Raw genomic sequence first — 16,223 nt, 5'->3', positions numbered from 1 at the left:
CCCGGTGACTGAACGGAAGAAGGACGGCAGCAAGGCCCTGCGGGGGCTGCGTGAAATCGCGATCATCGTGGTGATCGCTCTCGTCGTTTCCTTCGCTATCAAAACCTTCGTCGTTCGCTCGTTCTACATCCCGTCGTCATCGATGGAGAACACACTGCAGATCGACGACCGCATCATGGTCAACCAGCTGCCGTGGAACGAACCGCAGCGCGGACAGATCATCGTCTTCGATGACCCGGGCGGTTGGCTGCCCCCAGACACATCGGGCAGCTACAAGCCGAACCCGGTGCTTGAGTTCCTGGGTCTCGTACCGGCCAACGCCGGCCAGCAGCTGATCAAACGCGTCATCGGCGTCGGCGGTGACACAGTCGAATGCTGCGACGAAAAGGGCCGCCTCAAGGTCAACGGCCAGCCGATTGACGAAACCTACATCAAGCGCGGAACCGACCCTTCGGCCATCAAATTCAAAGTGGAAGTCCCCGAGGGCAGCTACTGGGTGATGGGCGACAACCGCGCAAACTCACTCGATTCGCGCTACAACACCGAATCTGCCGGCGGACCGTTCGTATCGAAGGACAACGTGGTCGGCACGGTGTTCGTCATCAACTGGCCACTGGACCGCTTCTCACGCGTCAAAGCCGCCACCGAAGTCTTCGCCGACGTTCCCAACCCGTGAACGGACTGACTGACCTCAGCCTTGAACGGCAGCTGTACGACGACGGCATCCGACGGGTCATCGGAATGGACGAGGTGGGGCGCGGCTGCACCGCAGGCCCCGTCGGGGTGGGTGCCGTCTGGTTCTCACTCGATGAACTCCTGGCCGAACCCGCTGACATCCCGGCGGGGCTCAACGACTCGAAACAGATCACACCGGCGCGCCGACCCGGTGTCGCCCAGTCGGTCCGCGACTGGCAGGAGCACGCGCAAGTGAGTTACGCCTCGGCTGCCGAGATCGACGAAATCGGCTTGACAGCAGCACTGGCACTGGCAGGCCGCAGGGCCCTGGCAGAGCTTCCCGAAGCCGACGTCGTGCTGTTGGACGGCAAACACAACTGGCTGTCTTATGAACCGTCCCTTGTGGACGCACACCTGTTTGCTGACGCTGACGCGGTGGTCCCCGAAGTCCGCACCTTCATCAAGGGCGATGGGCGGATTGTCACGATCGCCGCGGCCTCCGTCATCGCGAAGGTCGACCGTGATGCGCTCATGGTCGAACTCGACGCGCAGTTCCCCGAATACGGCTGGGCGGGCAACAAGGGGTACCCCAGCCCCGCGCACAAGCGCGCCGTGGCGGAATTTGGGCCCACCGAGTGGCACCGCAGGTCATTTGCCCTCTGAGGGTCGAACACTAGGGTAGGAGCTATGAGCGTCGAAGACCTTGAGGCTTTTGAAGCTGCTCTCGAACTGCAGCTGTATCGCGAATACCGCGACGTCATCAGCCTTTTCTCTTACGCCGTGGAAACCGAACGGCGGTTCTACCTGGCCAACTCCGTTGACGTGCAGCAGCACTCCGACGGCCGGGATGTCTTCTTCGAGGTCACGCTCACCGACGCCTGGGTGTGGGACACGTGGCGCACCGCCCGCTTTGTGACGAACGTGCGGATACTCACCTATAAGGACGTCAACATCGAAGAGCTCGCCAAGAGCGATTTCCCCGGCCCCGAGGACCTCGACGGCTGAGTCTGCCGCTGTTGTGAGGGTCGGCCACCGGGCGGCTGGGTGCGCTGTTCAGCCGGTGCTCACTTCCGTGCCTGCGCCTGTGGACTGAGGGCAGGTTATCCCCAAGACCTTTGACGAGGTGCCGCTCCACTTGGTCTGCCGGGCACCGTTGGCGGCATGAATGAGCCGCAGAGAAAACCACACAACACAACGCTGGGTGCCAGGGGCGAAGAAATCGCCGCCAACTACCTTGAGCGCGACTGCGATTGGATCATCCTCGACCGCAACTGGCGATGTCGTGACGGTGAAATCGACATCATCGCCTATGACGACGAAGACGTCGTGTTCGTTGAAGTCAAAACCCGTTCGAGTGCCTTTTCCGGCGACCCGCTGGAAGCTGTTGACTTCCACAAGCTGCGCACCCTGCAGGGCCTGGCCACACGCTGGGTGACCGAACAGAAGGGCTACATCCCCAGCTACCGGATTGACGTCATCGGAATCTGCTTCGGCGGTGAAGCGCCGACGCTTACCCACATTGAGCAGGTGTTCCATGACTGGTGAAGCACCAACCACGCTGGCCGACGCACCCGCCTACACCGTGATCAAACCGAAAGCCCGGGCCATTGGAGCCACGAGCGCAGTCGCCCTGTGGGGGCTTTCCGGCACGGTCATTGCCGTGGAGGCGAGCATCAACAACGGGCTGCCGGGCATCGACATCGTGGGGCTTCCCGATGCTTCCGTTTCGGAAGCGCGCAAACGAGTCCGTGCGGCGGTGTCGAATGTGGGGCTGAGTCTTTCGGCTCAGCGCATCACCGTGAACCTGTCACCGGGCAGTGTGAAGAAAGCCGGAACCGCGTTCGACCTGAGCATCGCAGTGGCGCTTCTTGCGGCAGAAGGGGCTGTCAACCGCGACTCCGCGGCATCGTGCGTCTGCATTGGCGAACTGGGCTTGGACGGCAGACTTCATCCGGTCAACGGTGTGCTGCCCATGGTGTCAGCGCTGCGGAAGGAAGGCCTGCGGCGTGTGATTGTGCCCAAGGCGAATGAAAGCGAAGCTCTCCTGGCTGGCGATGTCGACGTGCGCGGGTGCATCAGTCTGGCCGATGCCGTGCGGGTGCTCGGCGGGGATGTGCGTCCCGTTGACCTCGTGCCGGTTGAGCTGAGTGGTCGGCGGGCAGTCGAGCCGCAGCGTCCGGGCGATCTCGCGGACGTGCAGGGTCAGGACGACGCCCGGTGGGCCCTCGAGGTTGCGGCTGCCGGTGGGCACCACCTGCTGATGAGCGGCCCGCCCGGGGCGGGCAAGACAATGCTCGCCGGCTGCCTGCCTGGTCTGCTGCCGCCCCTGTCACCTGACGAGGCGGTGGAAGCCTGCTCGCTGCAGTCTCTGGACGGCACACTTGATCCCGAGCGGGGACTTGCTGCTGTTCCTCCCTTTGAATCTCCGCACCACCGCACGACTGCCGCGGCAATGGTGGGCGGTTCCAAACCGGGGATGATCGGCGTGCTGTCAAAAGCCCACAGGGGAGTGCTGTTCCTCGATGAGGCCCCCGAATTCAGTCGCGATGTTCTCGAAGCCATGCGACAGCCCCTGGAAAGCGGAGTGTGCAGCATTCACCGGGCGTGGGGCTCGGTTGATCTTCCCGCCCAGTTTCAGCTTGTGCTGGCGGCAAACCCGTGCCCGTGCGGTGGTTCGACCGGCAGGCAGTGTATGTGCAGTCCCACGGAGAAAAGGCGCTATAGAGCCAAACTGTCCGGTCCACTCATGGACCGCGTGGACATTCAGCTGACAGTGCAGCCCATCAGTCCGGCCGACCTGCACAGAAAAGAAAAGCGCGAAGGCTCAGCAGAAGTCGCACAGCGGGTTGCCCAGGCTCGGCAGGTGCAAGCAGAGCGGTACAGCACTGACGGCTTTTCCCTCAATGCGCGAGCTCCGGGCAGTCGACTGCGGGAGATCTTCCGCTTCACACCGCAGGAAACAGCGCACCTGGATACCGCTTTAGAACGCGGAACGCTGTCGATGCGCGGCTATGACCGGGTGCTGCGCATAGCCGCAACAATCGCCGATCTGCGCGGCATTGAACGCCCCGGGCGTGACGAGCTCATGGCGGCGGCCGCACTGCGAACCCAGGAGCAGCTATGACCGATATTGCCGAACTGCGAGCAGCCGCGAACCTCCTGCGCACAGCAGAGCCCACCGACCGGATGCTCGCGGTGTGCATACGCGCCGAAGGCGTGGAAGAAACATGGCGCGCGCTCAGTGAAGCGGCACGCCACGACGGGACAGACAACGCCGGGGCGAAGAGCTTCATCGCGCGCTGTGCGGCCACATTCGGCATCACGGCCAGCACGGAAGCGGTGAGCAAAGCCGCCGAACGATGGCGCGCCAGAATCGCAGGGCACGACGGCGATGCCGACCGTGACCTGAGGATTATGGAACGGCTTGGCGCTCGCCTCATCACGCCGGACAGCAGCGAATGGCCAGAGCAGCTGGATGACCTCGGTTTGGATGCGCCAACAGCCCTGTGGGTGCGCGGACCGGGCAATCTGGCCGAGCTCGCAGATGTTTCCTGTGCTCTTGTCGGTGCTCGTGCCGCAACCGGCTACGGGACCGCGCTTGCCAAGAACACGGCGTTTGAACTGGCTCGCGACTGCGTGACCGTCATTTCCGGCGGAGCATTCGGCATTGACGCGGCAGCGCACGCCGGGGCTCTTGCTGCATCAAGCGGACGAGCCTCAACAATCGCGCTCATGGCCGGGGGAGTGGACCGCATGTATCCGCGCGGCAACGCGGACCTGCTGGAAGAGCTGTGCCGCAATCACCTGGTGGTCTCCGAGTGCCCACCGGGTGCCACACCCATGCGGCACAGGTTCCTGGCGCGCAACAGACTGATAGCCGCACTGTCATCAGCCGTTGTGGTTGTCGAGGCGGGCTGGCGCTCCGGGGCTATCAACACCGCGCATCACGCAGCTGAACTCGGTCGCCCACTGGGTGCATTTCCTGGGCGCGCCTCGGATGTTGAATCCGCCGGATGCCACCGTCTCATACGGGATGCCGGCGCTGTGCTCGTTGCCGAAGCTGACCACGTGCGCGAACTGCTGGGCACGGCGGACATCGCCGAACTGTTCAGCCGGGAAAGTGCACAGGCACACGGCAAACAGGCGGACGGTCTTAGCGATGCCGAGCTCAAAGTGTTCTCCGCACTCCCGGTGCAGCGCGGCGTTGACTGTTCCACTCTCGCAGTGAGGGCGGGATTGGACCCGCAGACCACGACGGCCGCGCTCGCCGCACTCGAACTTGCCGGGCTGGCACAGCGCAGCGGTGACGAGTGGCAGAAGGGCCGGTGAACTGTCCCCGCTATCCTGGATTCATGACCTCGAACCTTCCCCGCGAGGCACTGCCTGCCGAATACGCTTCGGCCCTTGAGGACTACGAGGCTGATCTCACGGTCCATCAGACAGTGTCCGAACACACCCGGCGGGCATACTGTGCCGATGCACAGTCCGTGCTCGAATTCCTTGTGCGCGCCGCCGGCGGGGAACCCATTGCCCTGCGGGACGTCGAACTGGCCAACCTGCGCCACTGGCTCATGGAGATCCACGAAAACGGGGCATCGCCCAGCACAGCGGCACGGCGCATCGCGGGTGTCAGGTCGTTCTTCACATTCCTGCGGCGCAGCGGCCGCATCGAGGCTTCACCCGCCGAGCGTCTGCAGGCACCCAAAAAACCCGGCCGGCTGCCGGCTGTCCTCAAACAGAGTGCCGCTGAAACTGTGCTGGCCAACACCGCGCAGACCCCCAGTGCAGACACGGAGCAGACAGCAGAGCCCACCCCGGTGCAGCTGCGGGACCGAGCCATGGTCGAACTGCTCTACGCCACGGGCATGCGCGTATCAGAACTCACAAGCCTCAACCTGGACTCGATCGACTTCACCAACAAACTCATCACGGTCATCGGCAAGGGGCGCAAAGAACGCCGAGTGCCCTTCGGCGGGCCGTCAGAAGCTGCGCTGAACGCCTGGTTGGACAAGGGGCGGGATGCGCTGGCCGCAGAGCCTGAAGCCCTGTTCGTCGGCGTGCGCGGAAAGCGCATTGACCCGCGTCAAGTGCGCGAGGTCGTAGGGCGGGCAACTGCCGGCTACAGCGATTCCCCAAAGCTGGCACCGCACGGTCTGCGGCATTCAGCGGCAACTCACATGGTGGAAAACGGGGCTGACATTCGCCAAGTGCAGGAAATGCTCGGGCACGCCAGTCTGAGTTCGACGCAGATCTATACGCACGTTTCCCTGCAGCGGCTCAAAGACACCTACCGGCAAGCCCACCCTCGCGCATAAAACGGGATATACGAGTTTGGCCTGCCGATGAACAGGCCGTCTGCTGTCAGCTGCGAGAAAGATTGACCGGCTGCTGGCCTGCGCTTACAGAGTTCGGCTGGCGAAGGAAGTCCCTGAGGGTTGAACTGGGTGTCTGCGAACCAGCCGTAACGTTGATTTCACTGCCTGGCGCGAGGTCTGCATCGAGGACTTCGCAGACGAGGTCGGCGATATCGTCCAGGCGCACAGGCTGGAAGTCGATGTCCGATGAAGCAAGCTGCAGACCGGGCGCCGCATCGATCATCATTGCCGAAGGCCTGATGATTGTGTAGTTCAAACCGGAAATCCGCAGTGCTTCGTCCGCCATGGTCACTGATTCCGGGTGGGCACAGCCCACAGCGGCGGCGAGAGATGCGCACGGCGTAACCTGCACAAAGCGCTCAACACCGGCAAGCTTGGACGCCTGCTGCGCGCGCAGTGACCCCACAAGGTTGTTGGAGAACACGTCGAAGCTGTTGTCCAACCGCGAGCCTGCCGCGTATACGACGGAGTGGACCCCGCTGAGGGTTTCGGCGAGTTCCTCGATTGCTGAGCGGGAAACATCGGCCAGGACGGGGGATACGCCGAGGTCAGAAAGCTCCATCTGCTCGTACATCTGCTCCGGGCGGCGCACAATTGAAACGACCTCGTCCGGGTACCTGTCGGTAATAGCTTTGCCGAGGCGGCCAGCGCCGCCGATGATTGCCAAACGGGGGTTCTGGGGATTCACAGCTTCAGAATGCCTGAAGACCGCGCGGGGGCCAAACCGGGCACATTACTGTCCCGTATCTCGGTATTCCCAGTGCCACGGCTCAGGCAGAGAGCCCGATGGCTCTGCCCACGGCGGGTGCACCCAGCCGAAGCGGGCGGCGTTCGACTTCATCCACTGATGCTGCGGTGTGCCGAACCTGTTGATGCCAGAGCCCAGGTCCACGGCCAGCGCCCACCCGTGGTTTGAGCGTCCAGGAGTTGCTGCCCATTTGCCTTTGCGGCGTTTGAGTGCCACCTGCGTTTGGTAGTCGCGGTAGGAGTCGGTCACTGAGATCGGATGGCCAAACCTCTGGGCAAAAGCAGCTGACAGCGCATCAAATGATTTCGCAGCATCGCATCGCAGCCTGTGGCCTGGAGCCGATCGCAGCGGGCACAGGGCAACCGCCGGGATCTGTCCGTTGCTGTAGCCGCCCCATGCGCCAGCGCCTGACTTTGCAACAGAGCCTCCCTGTGCCGCGGCCGGCAAGCGGTCCGGTGCCTGCCCTTCGGGCAGCAGGATCGAGGCGTCGGAAACAAAGAAATCAGCCGGATTCAGATAGTCCTTAGCCCGGTCCAGCCTCCACACGCCGACGTGGACACAGCCCTCAGAACAGTGCGAAGCGTCCGCAACGGTGCCGATCACCTGCCCGGCAGCAACCTGATCGCCCTTGCGCACAGTGCTCGCAACGGGTTCGAACGACACCGCGTAGCCGCCCACTTCGAGACTGACAACCGGTTTTCCGGCGACCTTCCCGGCAAAGCGCACGGTGCCTGTGGCAGGGGAGCGGATCGGTTCGCTGACGGCGGCGGCGACATCGATCCCACGGTGGCCCGCCTTCCAGTTCTGTTCGGGTTTGTCGAAAGCGCGCACAATCTGCAGGCCCGGAACGGGAGTCAGCCAACGGTGCGCAGCTTCAGCACCGGCGCCGTCGGCGTTCTGGGCGTAGGCAGAAGCCGGCCCGCCCACCACGGTCAGTGCGGCGAAAACAGAAGCTGCGATAACAGCAACAGCAGAAGATAGAGCAGAGGTGATGACTTTCATGCACTCAGTTCAGCCCGCACCTTCACCTTGCCGCGAGGCCCGGAAAACACCTGTGGGAAAGCCCGGCGCAATCCCCAGCCGCGAGAACTGAAGTCACCTCCACTCCGGGAGTTCCACCTCGGCGGCCCTGGCCTGCGGCAGCCCCGTTTTGTCTGGGTTGAGCGACAGCGTAGAATGAAACCAGCAGAAGCGTGTCCGCTTCTGACTTCGCGCATCCGATTCAACCGATCTGCCGAAGGTGCGCGCTGTCCACAGCCAACGGATCCCAAGTCCGGTGGAAAGCGCGTCGACAGATCCACGGGTGCCAGGATCAACCGAAAACCGTTCCGCGGTCTATGCCCACGGGCTCACCGCAGGAACCCTAGGCGCGCAAGCGCAGAGAAAGGAGACCTCGGCATGGCCGTCGTCACCGTTCGCCAGCTGCTCGAATCCGGCGTTCACTTTGGTCACCAGACCCGCCGTTGGAACCCGAAGATGAAGCGCTTCATCTTCACCGAGCGCAACGGCATCTACATCATCGACCTGCAGAAGTCGCTGGGTTACATCGACACCGCCTACGACTTCGTGAAGGAAACCGTCGCACACGGCGGTTCGATCCTCTTCGTCGGCACGAAGAAGCAGGCTCAGGAAGCAATCGCAGAACAGGCCACCCGCGTGGGTCAGCCCTACGTCAACCAGCGCTGGCTCGGCGGTATGCTCACCAACTTCCAGACGATCGCCGGTCGTCTGCGCCGCCTGAAGGAACTCGAAGAAATCGACTTCGAGGACGCAGCGGGCGAAGGTCGCACCAAGAAGGAACTGCTCATCCTGTCCCGCGAAAAGGACAAGCTCGAGCGCACCCTCGGCGGTATCCGCGACATGCAGCGCACCCCGTCGGCCGTGTGGGTTGTCGACACCAAGAAGGAACAGCTGGCCGTTGACGAAGCTCGTAAGCTCGGCATCCCGGTCATCGCTATCCTCGACACCAACTGCGACCCTGACGTTGTCGACTACCCGATCCCGGGCAACGACGACTCGATCCGCTCCGTCAAGCTGCTGACCCGCGTGGTTGCAGACGCAGTCGCCGAAGGCCTCATCAAGCGCCACGGCGGCAGCGAAGAGGGCGAAAAGAACGTTTCCGCCGTCGAACCGATGCCCGAATGGGAGCGCGAACTCCTCGAAGGCAAGTCCGAAGGCGCCGAAGACAAGGCCGAAGCTGACAAGGCTGACGCCGAAAAGGCCGAAGACAAGGCCGCTGACAAGCCCGAAGCCTGACCACACGTCCCTTCGACCCCGTATCTTCCAAAGGAGATTCCATGGCGAACTACACCACAGCTGACATCAAAGAGCTGCGCGAAAAGACCGGCGCAGGCATGATGGACGTCAAGAAGGCACTCGACGAAGCCGCTGGCGACAAGACCAAGGCCGTTGAGATCCTCCGCGTCAAGGGCCTGCAGGGCGCTGCCAAGCGCGAAGGCCGTTCCACTTCGGACGGCGTTGTTCTGGCACGCGTCGAAAACGGTGTCGGCACCATGATCGAGTTCAACTCGGAAACCGACTTCGTTGCCAAGTCCGACACCTTCAGCAAGCTCGCCGAAGAGGTCCTCGACCTGGCCGTTGCAAACAACGCCGACAACGCTGAAACCCTGCTGAACACCGAAATCGACGGCAAGCCGGTTTCGCAGATCATCACCGAAGGCGGAGCATCGCTCGGCGAAAAGGTTGACCTGCGCCGCGTGGGCCGCATCGAAGCTCCTTCGATCGCGCAGTACATGCACCGCACCAACAAGGACCTGCCCCCGCAGGTCGGCGTTCTCTTCGCCTACGAAGGCGGCGACGACCAGGTTGCACACGATGTCGCAGTGCACATCGCAGCCATGTCGCCCAAGTTCTTCTCGCGCGAAGACGTTCCCGCTGAGGTCGTCGAAAAGGAGCGCGAAGTCGCCCTTGAGACCGCCAAGAACGAAGGCAAGCCGGAGCGCGCCATCCCGAACATCGTGGAAGGCCGCGTCAACGCATTCTTCAAGGACAACTGCCTGCTGGACCAGGGCTTCGCCAAGGAGCCCAAGACCCCGGTTTCGGCTGTTCTGAAGGAAGCCGGCATCGACGCGAAGGGCTTCCTGCGCTTCCGCGTGGGCGTCTGATCGTCTGAACTGCTGAAATGCCCCCTCGGCTCACTGCCGAGGGGGCATTTCTGTGTCTGGGTTTCCTCCGCCGAGCTGTTTGGGCGGGCTGGTCGGCAGGGTCAGCACGCAAGACTCACGAGGCGCCGCTCGGCTGCGCCTGTTCCCGCCGGGGGAGTGCGGTTCAGGCGACGAGCAGCGCACCGCCCAGTGCTGCTGAACCAACGCCCAGGGTCACGAGTGCGGCCAGAATGAGTGGGCGCACACCCATGCCGATGAGCGACTTGAAGTGCACGCCAAGGCCCAGCCCGAACATCGCTGCGGTCAAGAAGATCTTCTGCACCCAGTCGGCTCCGGTGAGGAACCAACCCGGCAGAGGCAGGAAGGTGGTGGCGACAGCTGCGACGATGAAAAGCGCAACCCACAGCGGCACAAGGGGCACACGAGCCGAAGATTCTGTGCCCTCTGATGCTCCGCCTCGTGCCATCCAGCGGCCCAGGAAGAACACGACCGGGGCGAGCATGAGCACCCGGGCGAGTTTGACGATGACAGCCGGCTCCAAAGCCGCGGAGCCCAGGATCCCGCCGATGGCGGCAACCTGCGCGACCTCGTGCACACCCGCACCCGTCCAAATGCCCGCGGTGCGCGGATCGAGGTGCCACAGACCGGCAAGCGGGGGCACCACACCGATCATGATGGTGCCGAACAGCACCACGAGAGCAACCGCGGCCGCAGTGTCCTCTTTGCGGGAACGCAGAGTGCTCTGCGCCCCGGCAACAGCAGCGGCGCCGCAGATGGAAAAACCGCAGCCGATCAGCATCGAAAGATCACGGCCCACTCCCAGCAGGCGGCCAAGGCCCACGCTGAGGAAGAAGCCCCCGGCCACAAGAACTACGACGAGCACAATCACGAGCGGACCCATCGCAGCAATATCCGTCAAAGACAGCTTGAAGCCCAAGGCGATGATCGCAGCACGCAGCAGCGGTTTGGACGCAAAGGCAACACCGGGATCAAAGCGCGCAGGAAGCTCAGGCAGCAGATTGCGCACAAGCATCCCCAGCACAATGGCCATGAGAACAGAGCCGGTATGGGGAACAAAGGCCGCAAGACCAAAGGCCGCCGCAGCGGCAGCACCGCACAGCAGCAGGCCCGGCAGCAGGCTCAGCAGTGCGGACGGGAGGGAACGGGCGGACGTATTCACCCCTCTACTATGCTCCTGGTCGATGTGGGTGCTGAAGCCGCCCCCGCCGCACACGGCGGAATACAGAAACAGCAGGCCCGGATGGGTAGACTGGGAACGATCCAACCGAAGGAAGGAAGCAGATGCCGCACACTGTGAGCGAGAGTCCGAAACCCGAAGCCACACACCGGCGCAGGGTACTCCTCAAACTCTCCGGCGAAGTGTTCGGCGGCGGCTCGGTCGGCGTGAACCCCGATGTCGTCGCATCTGTCGCTCGTGAAATCGCCCCCACTGTCGGCGAAGTCGAAATGTCGATCGTCGTCGGCGGCGGCAACTTCTTCCGCGGGGCTGAACTGCAGAACCGCGGCATGGACCGCACCCGTGCTGACTACATGGGCATGCTCGGCACCGTCATGAACTGCCTTGCACTGCAGGACTTTCTCGAACAGCTCGACGTCGACACGCGCGTGCAGACCGCGATCCCCATGCCGCAGGTGGCCGAAAGCTACATTCCGCGCCGCGCCATGCGCCACATGCAGAAAGACCGCGTGGTCATCTTCGGTGCAGGTGCAGGCCTGCCGTTCTTCTCAACCGACACCGTCGCCGCCCAGCGCGCACTCGAAATCCACGCTGACGAAGTCCTCGTGGCAAAGAACGGCGTCGACGGCGTCTACACGGCAGACCCCAAAACCGATCCGACCGCAAAGAAGCTCGACAGCATCTCCTACCAGGACGCTCTGCAGCGCGGGCTCAAAGTCGTCGACGCGACCGCTTTCAGCCTGTGTATGGACAACAACGTCGCAATGCGCGTCTTCGGTATGGAAGGCGAAGGAAACCTGCGCTCGGCCATCATGGGCGAGAACATCGGCACCGTGCTCTCTGCCTGAGAGCCAGCACTATTCATAGGAGACACAATGATCGATTCTGAGCTTAAGGACGCACGCGGCCGCATGGACGGTGCCGTCGAGGCCACCCAGGAGAACTTCGGATCGGTGCGCACCGGTCGCGCCAACCCGCAGCTCTTCGCCAACATCATGGTCGAGTACTACGGAGTGCCCACCCCGCTGCAGCAGCTGGCCTCCTTCCAGGTTCCCGAAGCGCGCACCCTCCTGATTTCGCCGTTCGACCAGTCGGCTCTCGGCAACATCGAAACCGCGCTGCGCAACTCCGACATCGGTGCCAACCCCGCCAACGACGGCAACGTCATCCGCGTGGTTCTGCCGGAGCTGACCGAAGAGCGTCGCCGTGACTACGTCAAGATCGTCCGCGGCTACGCGGAAGACGGCAAGGTCTCCATCCGCAATGTCCGCCGCCGCACCAAGGACACCCTCGAGAAGTTCCAGAAAGACGGCGACCTCGGTGAAGACGAAGTCCGCGCGGGTCTGGCGGAACTCGACGAGCTGACGAAGAAGAAGACCGACGAAATCGACACGCTTCTCGCAGCAAAAGAAAAAGACCTGATGGAAGTCTGAATTGACTGCTCAATCACCTTCGACTTCCTCGGGCGACAGCGCAGCAGAGCAAGCGCCGTCGCCTGAGGAAGTCACCCCTCCGGCGGAAAAGGACTACGGACGGGCCGGGCGCAACCTGCCGGCCGCAATCGGGGTCGGCGTTGGAATCGGCGGGGCCGTACTTGCCAGCATTCTCATCTACCCTCCGGCCTTCCTCGTCGTCGCAATCATCGGCGTTCTCGCCGCCACCTGGGAACTGTCCACCGCGCTGTCACGCTCCGGAGCGGACGTCTACCGACCGCTGACCATGATGGCAGCGGCAGGGCTCGTGCTGTCGAGCTGGTTCGGCGGACGCGAAGCCGTGTGGGTGGCGTTCACCCTGTCAGCGGGCATCATCATGCTCGTGTCGCTGATGACCGGGCGGCCCAACCCGGTGAAAGAAGTATCGCTGTCGCTGTTCGCCCTGACCTACGTCGGTCTCATGGCGGCGTTCATCATCCACATCCTGCACCAGCCGCAGGGCGATCTTCTGCTCATCACGTTCTTGGCACTTGCCGTGTCCTCTGACACCGGCGGGTACGTGTTCGGAGTCCTGTGGGGCAAGCACCCCATCGCCCCGAGAATCTCACCGAAGAAATCCTGGGAGGGCTACGCCGGTTCAACCGTCTTCGCCGTGACCGTCGGAATCTGCATGGCCGTCTTCGCCTTCGACGTTCCATGGTGGGAAGGCGCCGTGCTCGGCCTGGTGATTCCGGCCTTCGCCACACTCGGCGATTTTTCAGAATCCATGATCAAACGCGACCTCGACCTCAAAGACATGGGCAACCTGCTGCCCGGCCACGGCGGTGTCATGGACCGACTCGACTCGATTCTGCCCAGTGCACCCGTCGTGCTCGTGCTCTACACGATCCTGCCGGGATTCATCACCACCGGCTGACACATGCGGCTGTTACACGCTCCCCTTGGCCCGAAGCCCAGGGGAGCTTTGGAATAATAGGGGAGTCATGAGCAACACGCGTCGCAAACAGGTCCGCCCCGTCGTCGAACACGAAGACGGCACAACATCCAAGACGCCCACCCGCGATGGCCGCCCGCTGCTGAACTTCCGCGCCCCGCGCGTCACCCAGCCGCCACGGCACTTCGCAGACATGTCGATGGAAGAACGGCAGGAAGCCGTCCGCGAACTCGGACTGCCCGCATTCCGCGCCAAACAGCTGTCCAACCACTACTTCCAGCGCAACATCACCGACCCCGCGCTCATGACGGACATCCCCGCTGACAAGCGCGATGCCCTCGCCGAAGCCTTCTTCCCACCGTTGCTGACAGAAGTCCACCGGCTGAAGACCAAAAACGGCGACACCATCAAATTCCTGTGGCGACTTTTCGACGGAGCACTCGTCGAATCCGTCCTCATGCGCTACCGCAACCGCATCACACTGTGCGTGTCATCCCAGTGCGGCTGCGGTATGAACTGCCCGTTCTGCGCCACCGGCCAGCAGGGGCTCACCCGCAACATGTCGACAGCCGAAATCGTCGAACAGGTCATCCGAGCCAACCAGGTCATTGCGGCCGGAGAACTCGCACCGACCGCGGAGCCGGACATCAACATGCTCGGCGAACAGGCAGCCGCGGTCGGCGACGAGTCCGGTGAATCCGATGCGGGTGCTGAAGCTGGGAACGACAGTACTGGGGCGAAGCCTTCCGGTACCCAAACACCCGCTGGGGAAGAGCGCGTCACAAACATCGTGTTCATGGGCATGGGCGAACCCCTAGCCAACTACAAGCGGGTCATGAACGCCATCCGCCGCTTCACCGACGCAGCCCCGCACGGACTGGGAATGTCCCCGCGCCGCATCACAGTGTCAACCGTGGGCCTCGTGCCGGGCATCCGCAAACTCATGAGCGAAGACATCCCAGTCACGTTTGCCCTCAGCCTGCACGCGCCGGATGACGGGCTGCGCAATGAGATGATCCCAGTCAACACCCGCTGGAACGCCGACGAGGCGATTGACGCAGCCTACGACTACTACCGCACCACGGGCCGCAGAGTGTCGATCGAATACGCGCTCATCAAGGACATGAACGACCACGCGTGGCGCGCGGACCTGCTGGCCAAGAAGCTCAACGCCCGGGGCAGGGGATGGGTGCACGTCAACCCGATTCCCCTCAACCCCACTCCGGGATCAGTGTGGACCGCATCAGAACCCAAGGTGGCACAGGAATTTGTGGACCGCCTGGTTGCAGCGGGAGTTCCCACCACCATTCGCGATACCCGCGGACAGGACATCGACGGCGCCTGCGGTCAGCTGGCCGCAACCGGCGAGGACTGACCGGCACCGAACACCACAAGCAACAGCACGCATCAGCTAAGAGGAGGCCACATGGAGGGTAACTTCCCCAGAATGTCGGGGTGGAAGTCCGGCTATGACCCCGGACAGGTCGACAGCTTCTTCAAGCGCGCCCGCGAATCCTATGAGCGCGAACACCCCCGCCCGGGTGACCTCGACGCGCGCGCTGTGCGCACCGTCGGCTTTGACCTGGTGCGCCGCGGCTATCACGTCGGAGTCGTAGACGCTGCCCTTGACCGTCTGGAAGACGCCTTCGCGAAAGCCTCCCGCGAACGGCTGATCGCCGAACAGGGCGAAAAGGCGTGGATGGACAGGCTGTCGTCTGCCGCCGGATCCCTGCAGGCACGTTTGGAGCGCCCCCACGGTGAGCGCTTCGCGCACGCTGCCAGCCGCACCATCGGCTACGACATCGCCGAAGTCGATGAACTGTGCGACAAGATCAGCGGCTACTTCACACAGGGCCGCGCTATGAGCGTTGATGAGGTCCGCCGCGTTCTGTTCCGCACTCGTCGCGGTGAGCGCGCCTATGATGAAGACGAAGTCGATGCGTTCATTGACCGCGTCGTCGAAGTCATGGCCTCCGTCGACTGAAGGGACGCCCGTGAACACCGATCTGCACTGGTTCCGCAAGCCTGAGACCAACGAGCCGAAGGACAAGGGCACGTTCAACCCGGTCTTCGAACTGCTCGACCATCCCATCGTCATGGGCCGCGGTGCAGACGAGTTCGCGTCCGGCCAGATCGAACTGAGCTTTGAAGATGCTCTTGATCGGGCAGCGAAGTTCGCCGGGATTCTGCGCGCTGTGGCCGAACCGGCTCCGCAGATGCTCATTCTGGAAGACGGGCTGAAACCCGCCACTCTGCTGTTGGCCGTCCTCGGTGCTATGCGCGTGGGCACATGCGCCGTCATCGGTGCCAAGGGACTCACCCCGCAGCAGAAAGCCAACGCACCGATCCTCCGGCCGGCTGCAGTTGAGGCTTCCTCTGAACAGCCACAGCCAGCGGGCGAAACCAAAGCGCGCGCCGGAATGCACACGGCCACACGGACCATCGACACTCACTTTGAAGGTGCCGAACTTCTTGCAGACGGACCGGACAGCTCACCGAAGCCGGTCGACATGCTCATGAAGCAGGCCGCCTTCAAGCACGCGGCGGCTGAACCTCTGGGCCCGGGGCGTACGCTCATGCGCCTTGACGGCATTGAGGTCACCGCACTGGAGAGCCTCGAAGCGGTCCACACTCTGCTGCGCTGAGCCAGCACACGACTGAGCCAGCACACACCCGAGCCCGCAGCTGCACACGCGCACCCAGCAGGAGCCCGCGAAAACCCCGGCACACAGAAA

The 16,223-nt window shown here is 63.3% G+C and carries 18 protein-coding genes; 15 read left to right on the top strand and 3 right to left on the bottom strand.

Annotation, left to right across the window (positions count from 1 at the left end; translation table 11 throughout):
• The first annotated feature begins 4 nt into the window (after positions 1-4).
• The 7 genes from lepB (at position 5) to HMPREF3092_RS03840 (ending at position 5,990) form a co-directional block, all read left to right on the top strand.
• The gene (lepB, locus tag HMPREF3092_RS03870; RefSeq protein WP_019174829.1) at positions 5-676 is read left to right on the top strand and encodes a signal peptidase I; all 672 of its coding nucleotides are present in this window, start codon (positions 5-7) and stop codon (positions 674-676) included.
• Positions 673-1,338 (top strand): ribonuclease HII, encoded by a 666-nt coding sequence (locus HMPREF3092_RS03865; protein ID WP_070423893.1) that lies wholly within the window; start codon positions 673-675, stop codon positions 1,336-1,338. Before lepB ends, HMPREF3092_RS03865 begins: the two co-directional genes overlap by 4 nt.
• Before the next feature lie 24 nt (positions 1,339-1,362).
• Positions 1,363-1,680, top strand: coding sequence for a DUF2469 domain-containing protein (locus tag HMPREF3092_RS03860; RefSeq protein ID WP_070423892.1), 318 nt, complete (start codon positions 1,363-1,365; stop codon positions 1,678-1,680).
• Between the two features lie 156 nt (positions 1,681-1,836).
• Complete coding sequence (locus HMPREF3092_RS03855) at positions 1,837-2,220, top strand: YraN family protein (protein ID WP_019174832.1); 384 nt, start codon at positions 1,837-1,839, stop codon at positions 2,218-2,220.
• Positions 2,210-3,799 (top strand): YifB family Mg chelatase-like AAA ATPase, encoded by a 1,590-nt coding sequence (locus tag HMPREF3092_RS03850; RefSeq protein ID WP_083274241.1) that lies wholly within the window; start codon positions 2,210-2,212, stop codon positions 3,797-3,799. The genes HMPREF3092_RS03855 and HMPREF3092_RS03850 overlap by 11 nt, the downstream gene beginning before the upstream one ends.
• Entirely contained in the window at positions 3,796-5,004 is a 1,209-nt protein-coding gene (gene dprA, locus HMPREF3092_RS03845; RefSeq protein ID WP_061943789.1) for a DNA-processing protein DprA, read from the top strand. Before HMPREF3092_RS03850 ends, dprA begins: the two co-directional genes overlap by 4 nt.
• A gap of 23 nt (positions 5,005-5,027) precedes the next feature.
• Positions 5,028-5,990 (top strand): tyrosine recombinase XerC, encoded by a 963-nt coding sequence (locus HMPREF3092_RS03840; RefSeq protein WP_070423891.1) that lies wholly within the window; start codon positions 5,028-5,030, stop codon positions 5,988-5,990.
• Between the two features lie 46 nt (positions 5,991-6,036).
• Here HMPREF3092_RS03840 and HMPREF3092_RS03835 read toward each other — a convergent pair whose 3' ends face one another.
• Entirely contained in the window at positions 6,037-6,738 is a 702-nt protein-coding gene (locus tag HMPREF3092_RS03835; RefSeq protein ID WP_083274240.1) for an NAD(P)H-binding protein, read from the bottom strand.
• A gap of 45 nt (positions 6,739-6,783) precedes the next feature.
• A complete protein-coding gene (locus HMPREF3092_RS03830; protein ID WP_070423889.1) occupies positions 6,784-7,800 on the bottom strand; it encodes a D-alanyl-D-alanine carboxypeptidase family protein in 1,017 nt (338 codons plus the stop codon).
• A gap of 396 nt (positions 7,801-8,196) precedes the next feature.
• Here HMPREF3092_RS03830 and rpsB point away from each other — a divergent pair, with 396 nt between their 5' ends.
• Together rpsB and tsf are read left to right on the top strand one after the other, a co-directional pair.
• Positions 8,197-9,054, top strand: a complete 858-nt coding sequence (gene rpsB / locus HMPREF3092_RS03825) for a 30S ribosomal protein S2 (protein WP_061943801.1) — start codon at positions 8,197-8,199, stop codon at positions 9,052-9,054.
• 41 nt (positions 9,055-9,095) lie between these two features.
• Complete coding sequence (gene tsf / locus HMPREF3092_RS03820) at positions 9,096-9,923, top strand: translation elongation factor Ts (RefSeq protein ID WP_019174839.1); 828 nt, start codon at positions 9,096-9,098, stop codon at positions 9,921-9,923.
• Positions 9,924-10,086: 163 nt separating this feature from the next.
• Here the strand turns inward: tsf and HMPREF3092_RS03815 are convergent, their stop codons facing one another.
• A complete protein-coding gene (locus HMPREF3092_RS03815; RefSeq protein ID WP_070423888.1) occupies positions 10,087-11,103 on the bottom strand; it encodes a YeiH family protein in 1,017 nt (338 codons plus the stop codon).
• Between the two features lie 122 nt (positions 11,104-11,225).
• Here HMPREF3092_RS03815 and pyrH point away from each other — a divergent pair, with 122 nt between their 5' ends.
• The 6 genes from pyrH to HMPREF3092_RS03785 all read left to right on the top strand — a co-directional run bounded on the left by pyrH (position 11,226) and on the right by HMPREF3092_RS03785 (position 16,133).
• Positions 11,226-11,969, top strand: a complete 744-nt coding sequence (pyrH, locus tag HMPREF3092_RS03810; protein WP_061943809.1) for a UMP kinase — start codon at positions 11,226-11,228, stop codon at positions 11,967-11,969.
• A gap of 27 nt (positions 11,970-11,996) precedes the next feature.
• Complete coding sequence (frr, locus tag HMPREF3092_RS03805; RefSeq protein ID WP_019174842.1) at positions 11,997-12,554, top strand: ribosome recycling factor; 558 nt, start codon at positions 11,997-11,999, stop codon at positions 12,552-12,554.
• Position 12,555: 1 nt separating this feature from the next.
• Entirely contained in the window at positions 12,556-13,470 is a 915-nt protein-coding gene (locus HMPREF3092_RS03800; RefSeq protein ID WP_070423887.1) for a phosphatidate cytidylyltransferase, read from the top strand.
• Between the two features lie 67 nt (positions 13,471-13,537).
• Positions 13,538-14,863: a 23S rRNA (adenine(2503)-C(2))-methyltransferase RlmN gene (gene rlmN, locus HMPREF3092_RS03795; protein ID WP_019174844.1), complete on the top strand. Its 1,326-nt coding sequence runs from the start codon at positions 13,538-13,540 to the stop codon at positions 14,861-14,863.
• Between the two features lie 51 nt (positions 14,864-14,914).
• Positions 14,915-15,472 carry a DivIVA domain-containing protein gene (locus HMPREF3092_RS03790; RefSeq protein WP_019174845.1) on the top strand — a complete coding sequence of 186 codons (558 nt, stop codon included), beginning with the start codon at positions 14,915-14,917 and terminating at the stop codon, positions 15,470-15,472.
• Between the two features lie 10 nt (positions 15,473-15,482).
• The gene (locus HMPREF3092_RS03785) at positions 15,483-16,133 is read left to right on the top strand and encodes a hypothetical protein (protein WP_070423886.1); all 651 of its coding nucleotides are present in this window, start codon (positions 15,483-15,485) and stop codon (positions 16,131-16,133) included.
• Positions 16,134-16,223: the final 90 nt, after the last annotated feature.

Source organism: Brevibacterium sp. HMSC24B04 (assembly GCF_001806835.1).
Lineage (GTDB): Bacteria > Actinomycetota > Actinomycetes > Actinomycetales > Brevibacteriaceae > Brevibacterium > Brevibacterium ravenspurgense.
Note: the sequence above shows the minus strand (reverse complement) of the source record. Positions and strands in the feature narration are given on the sequence as shown.

Bases quoted from the DNA above. Each gene is read 5' to 3' on its own strand.
- HMPREF3092_RS03860 (WP_070423892.1), top strand. From the start codon at position 1,363: ATGAGCGTCGAAGACCTTGAGGCTTTTGAAGCTGCTCTCGAACTGCAG.
- HMPREF3092_RS03855 (WP_019174832.1), top strand. From the start codon at position 1,837: ATGAATGAGCCGCAGAGAAAACCACACAACACAACGCTGGGTGCCAGG.
- HMPREF3092_RS03850 (WP_083274241.1), top strand. From the start codon at position 2,210: ATGACTGGTGAAGCACCAACCACGCTGGCCGACGCACCCGCCTACACC.
- dprA (WP_061943789.1), top strand. From the start codon at position 3,796: ATGACCGATATTGCCGAACTGCGAGCAGCCGCGAACCTCCTGCGCACA.
- HMPREF3092_RS03840 (WP_070423891.1), top strand. From the start codon at position 5,028: ATGACCTCGAACCTTCCCCGCGAGGCACTGCCTGCCGAATACGCTTCG.
- HMPREF3092_RS03830 (WP_070423889.1), bottom strand. From the start codon at position 7,800: ATGAAAGTCATCACCTCTGCTCTATCTTCTGCTGTTGCTGTTATCGCA.
- rpsB (WP_061943801.1), top strand. From the start codon at position 8,197: ATGGCCGTCGTCACCGTTCGCCAGCTGCTCGAATCCGGCGTTCACTTT.
- tsf (WP_019174839.1), top strand. From the start codon at position 9,096: ATGGCGAACTACACCACAGCTGACATCAAAGAGCTGCGCGAAAAGACC.
- pyrH (WP_061943809.1), top strand. From the start codon at position 11,226: ATGCCGCACACTGTGAGCGAGAGTCCGAAACCCGAAGCCACACACCGG.
- frr (WP_019174842.1), top strand. From the start codon at position 11,997: ATGATCGATTCTGAGCTTAAGGACGCACGCGGCCGCATGGACGGTGCC.
- rlmN (WP_019174844.1), top strand. From the start codon at position 13,538: ATGAGCAACACGCGTCGCAAACAGGTCCGCCCCGTCGTCGAACACGAA.
- HMPREF3092_RS03790 (WP_019174845.1), top strand. From the start codon at position 14,915: ATGGAGGGTAACTTCCCCAGAATGTCGGGGTGGAAGTCCGGCTATGAC.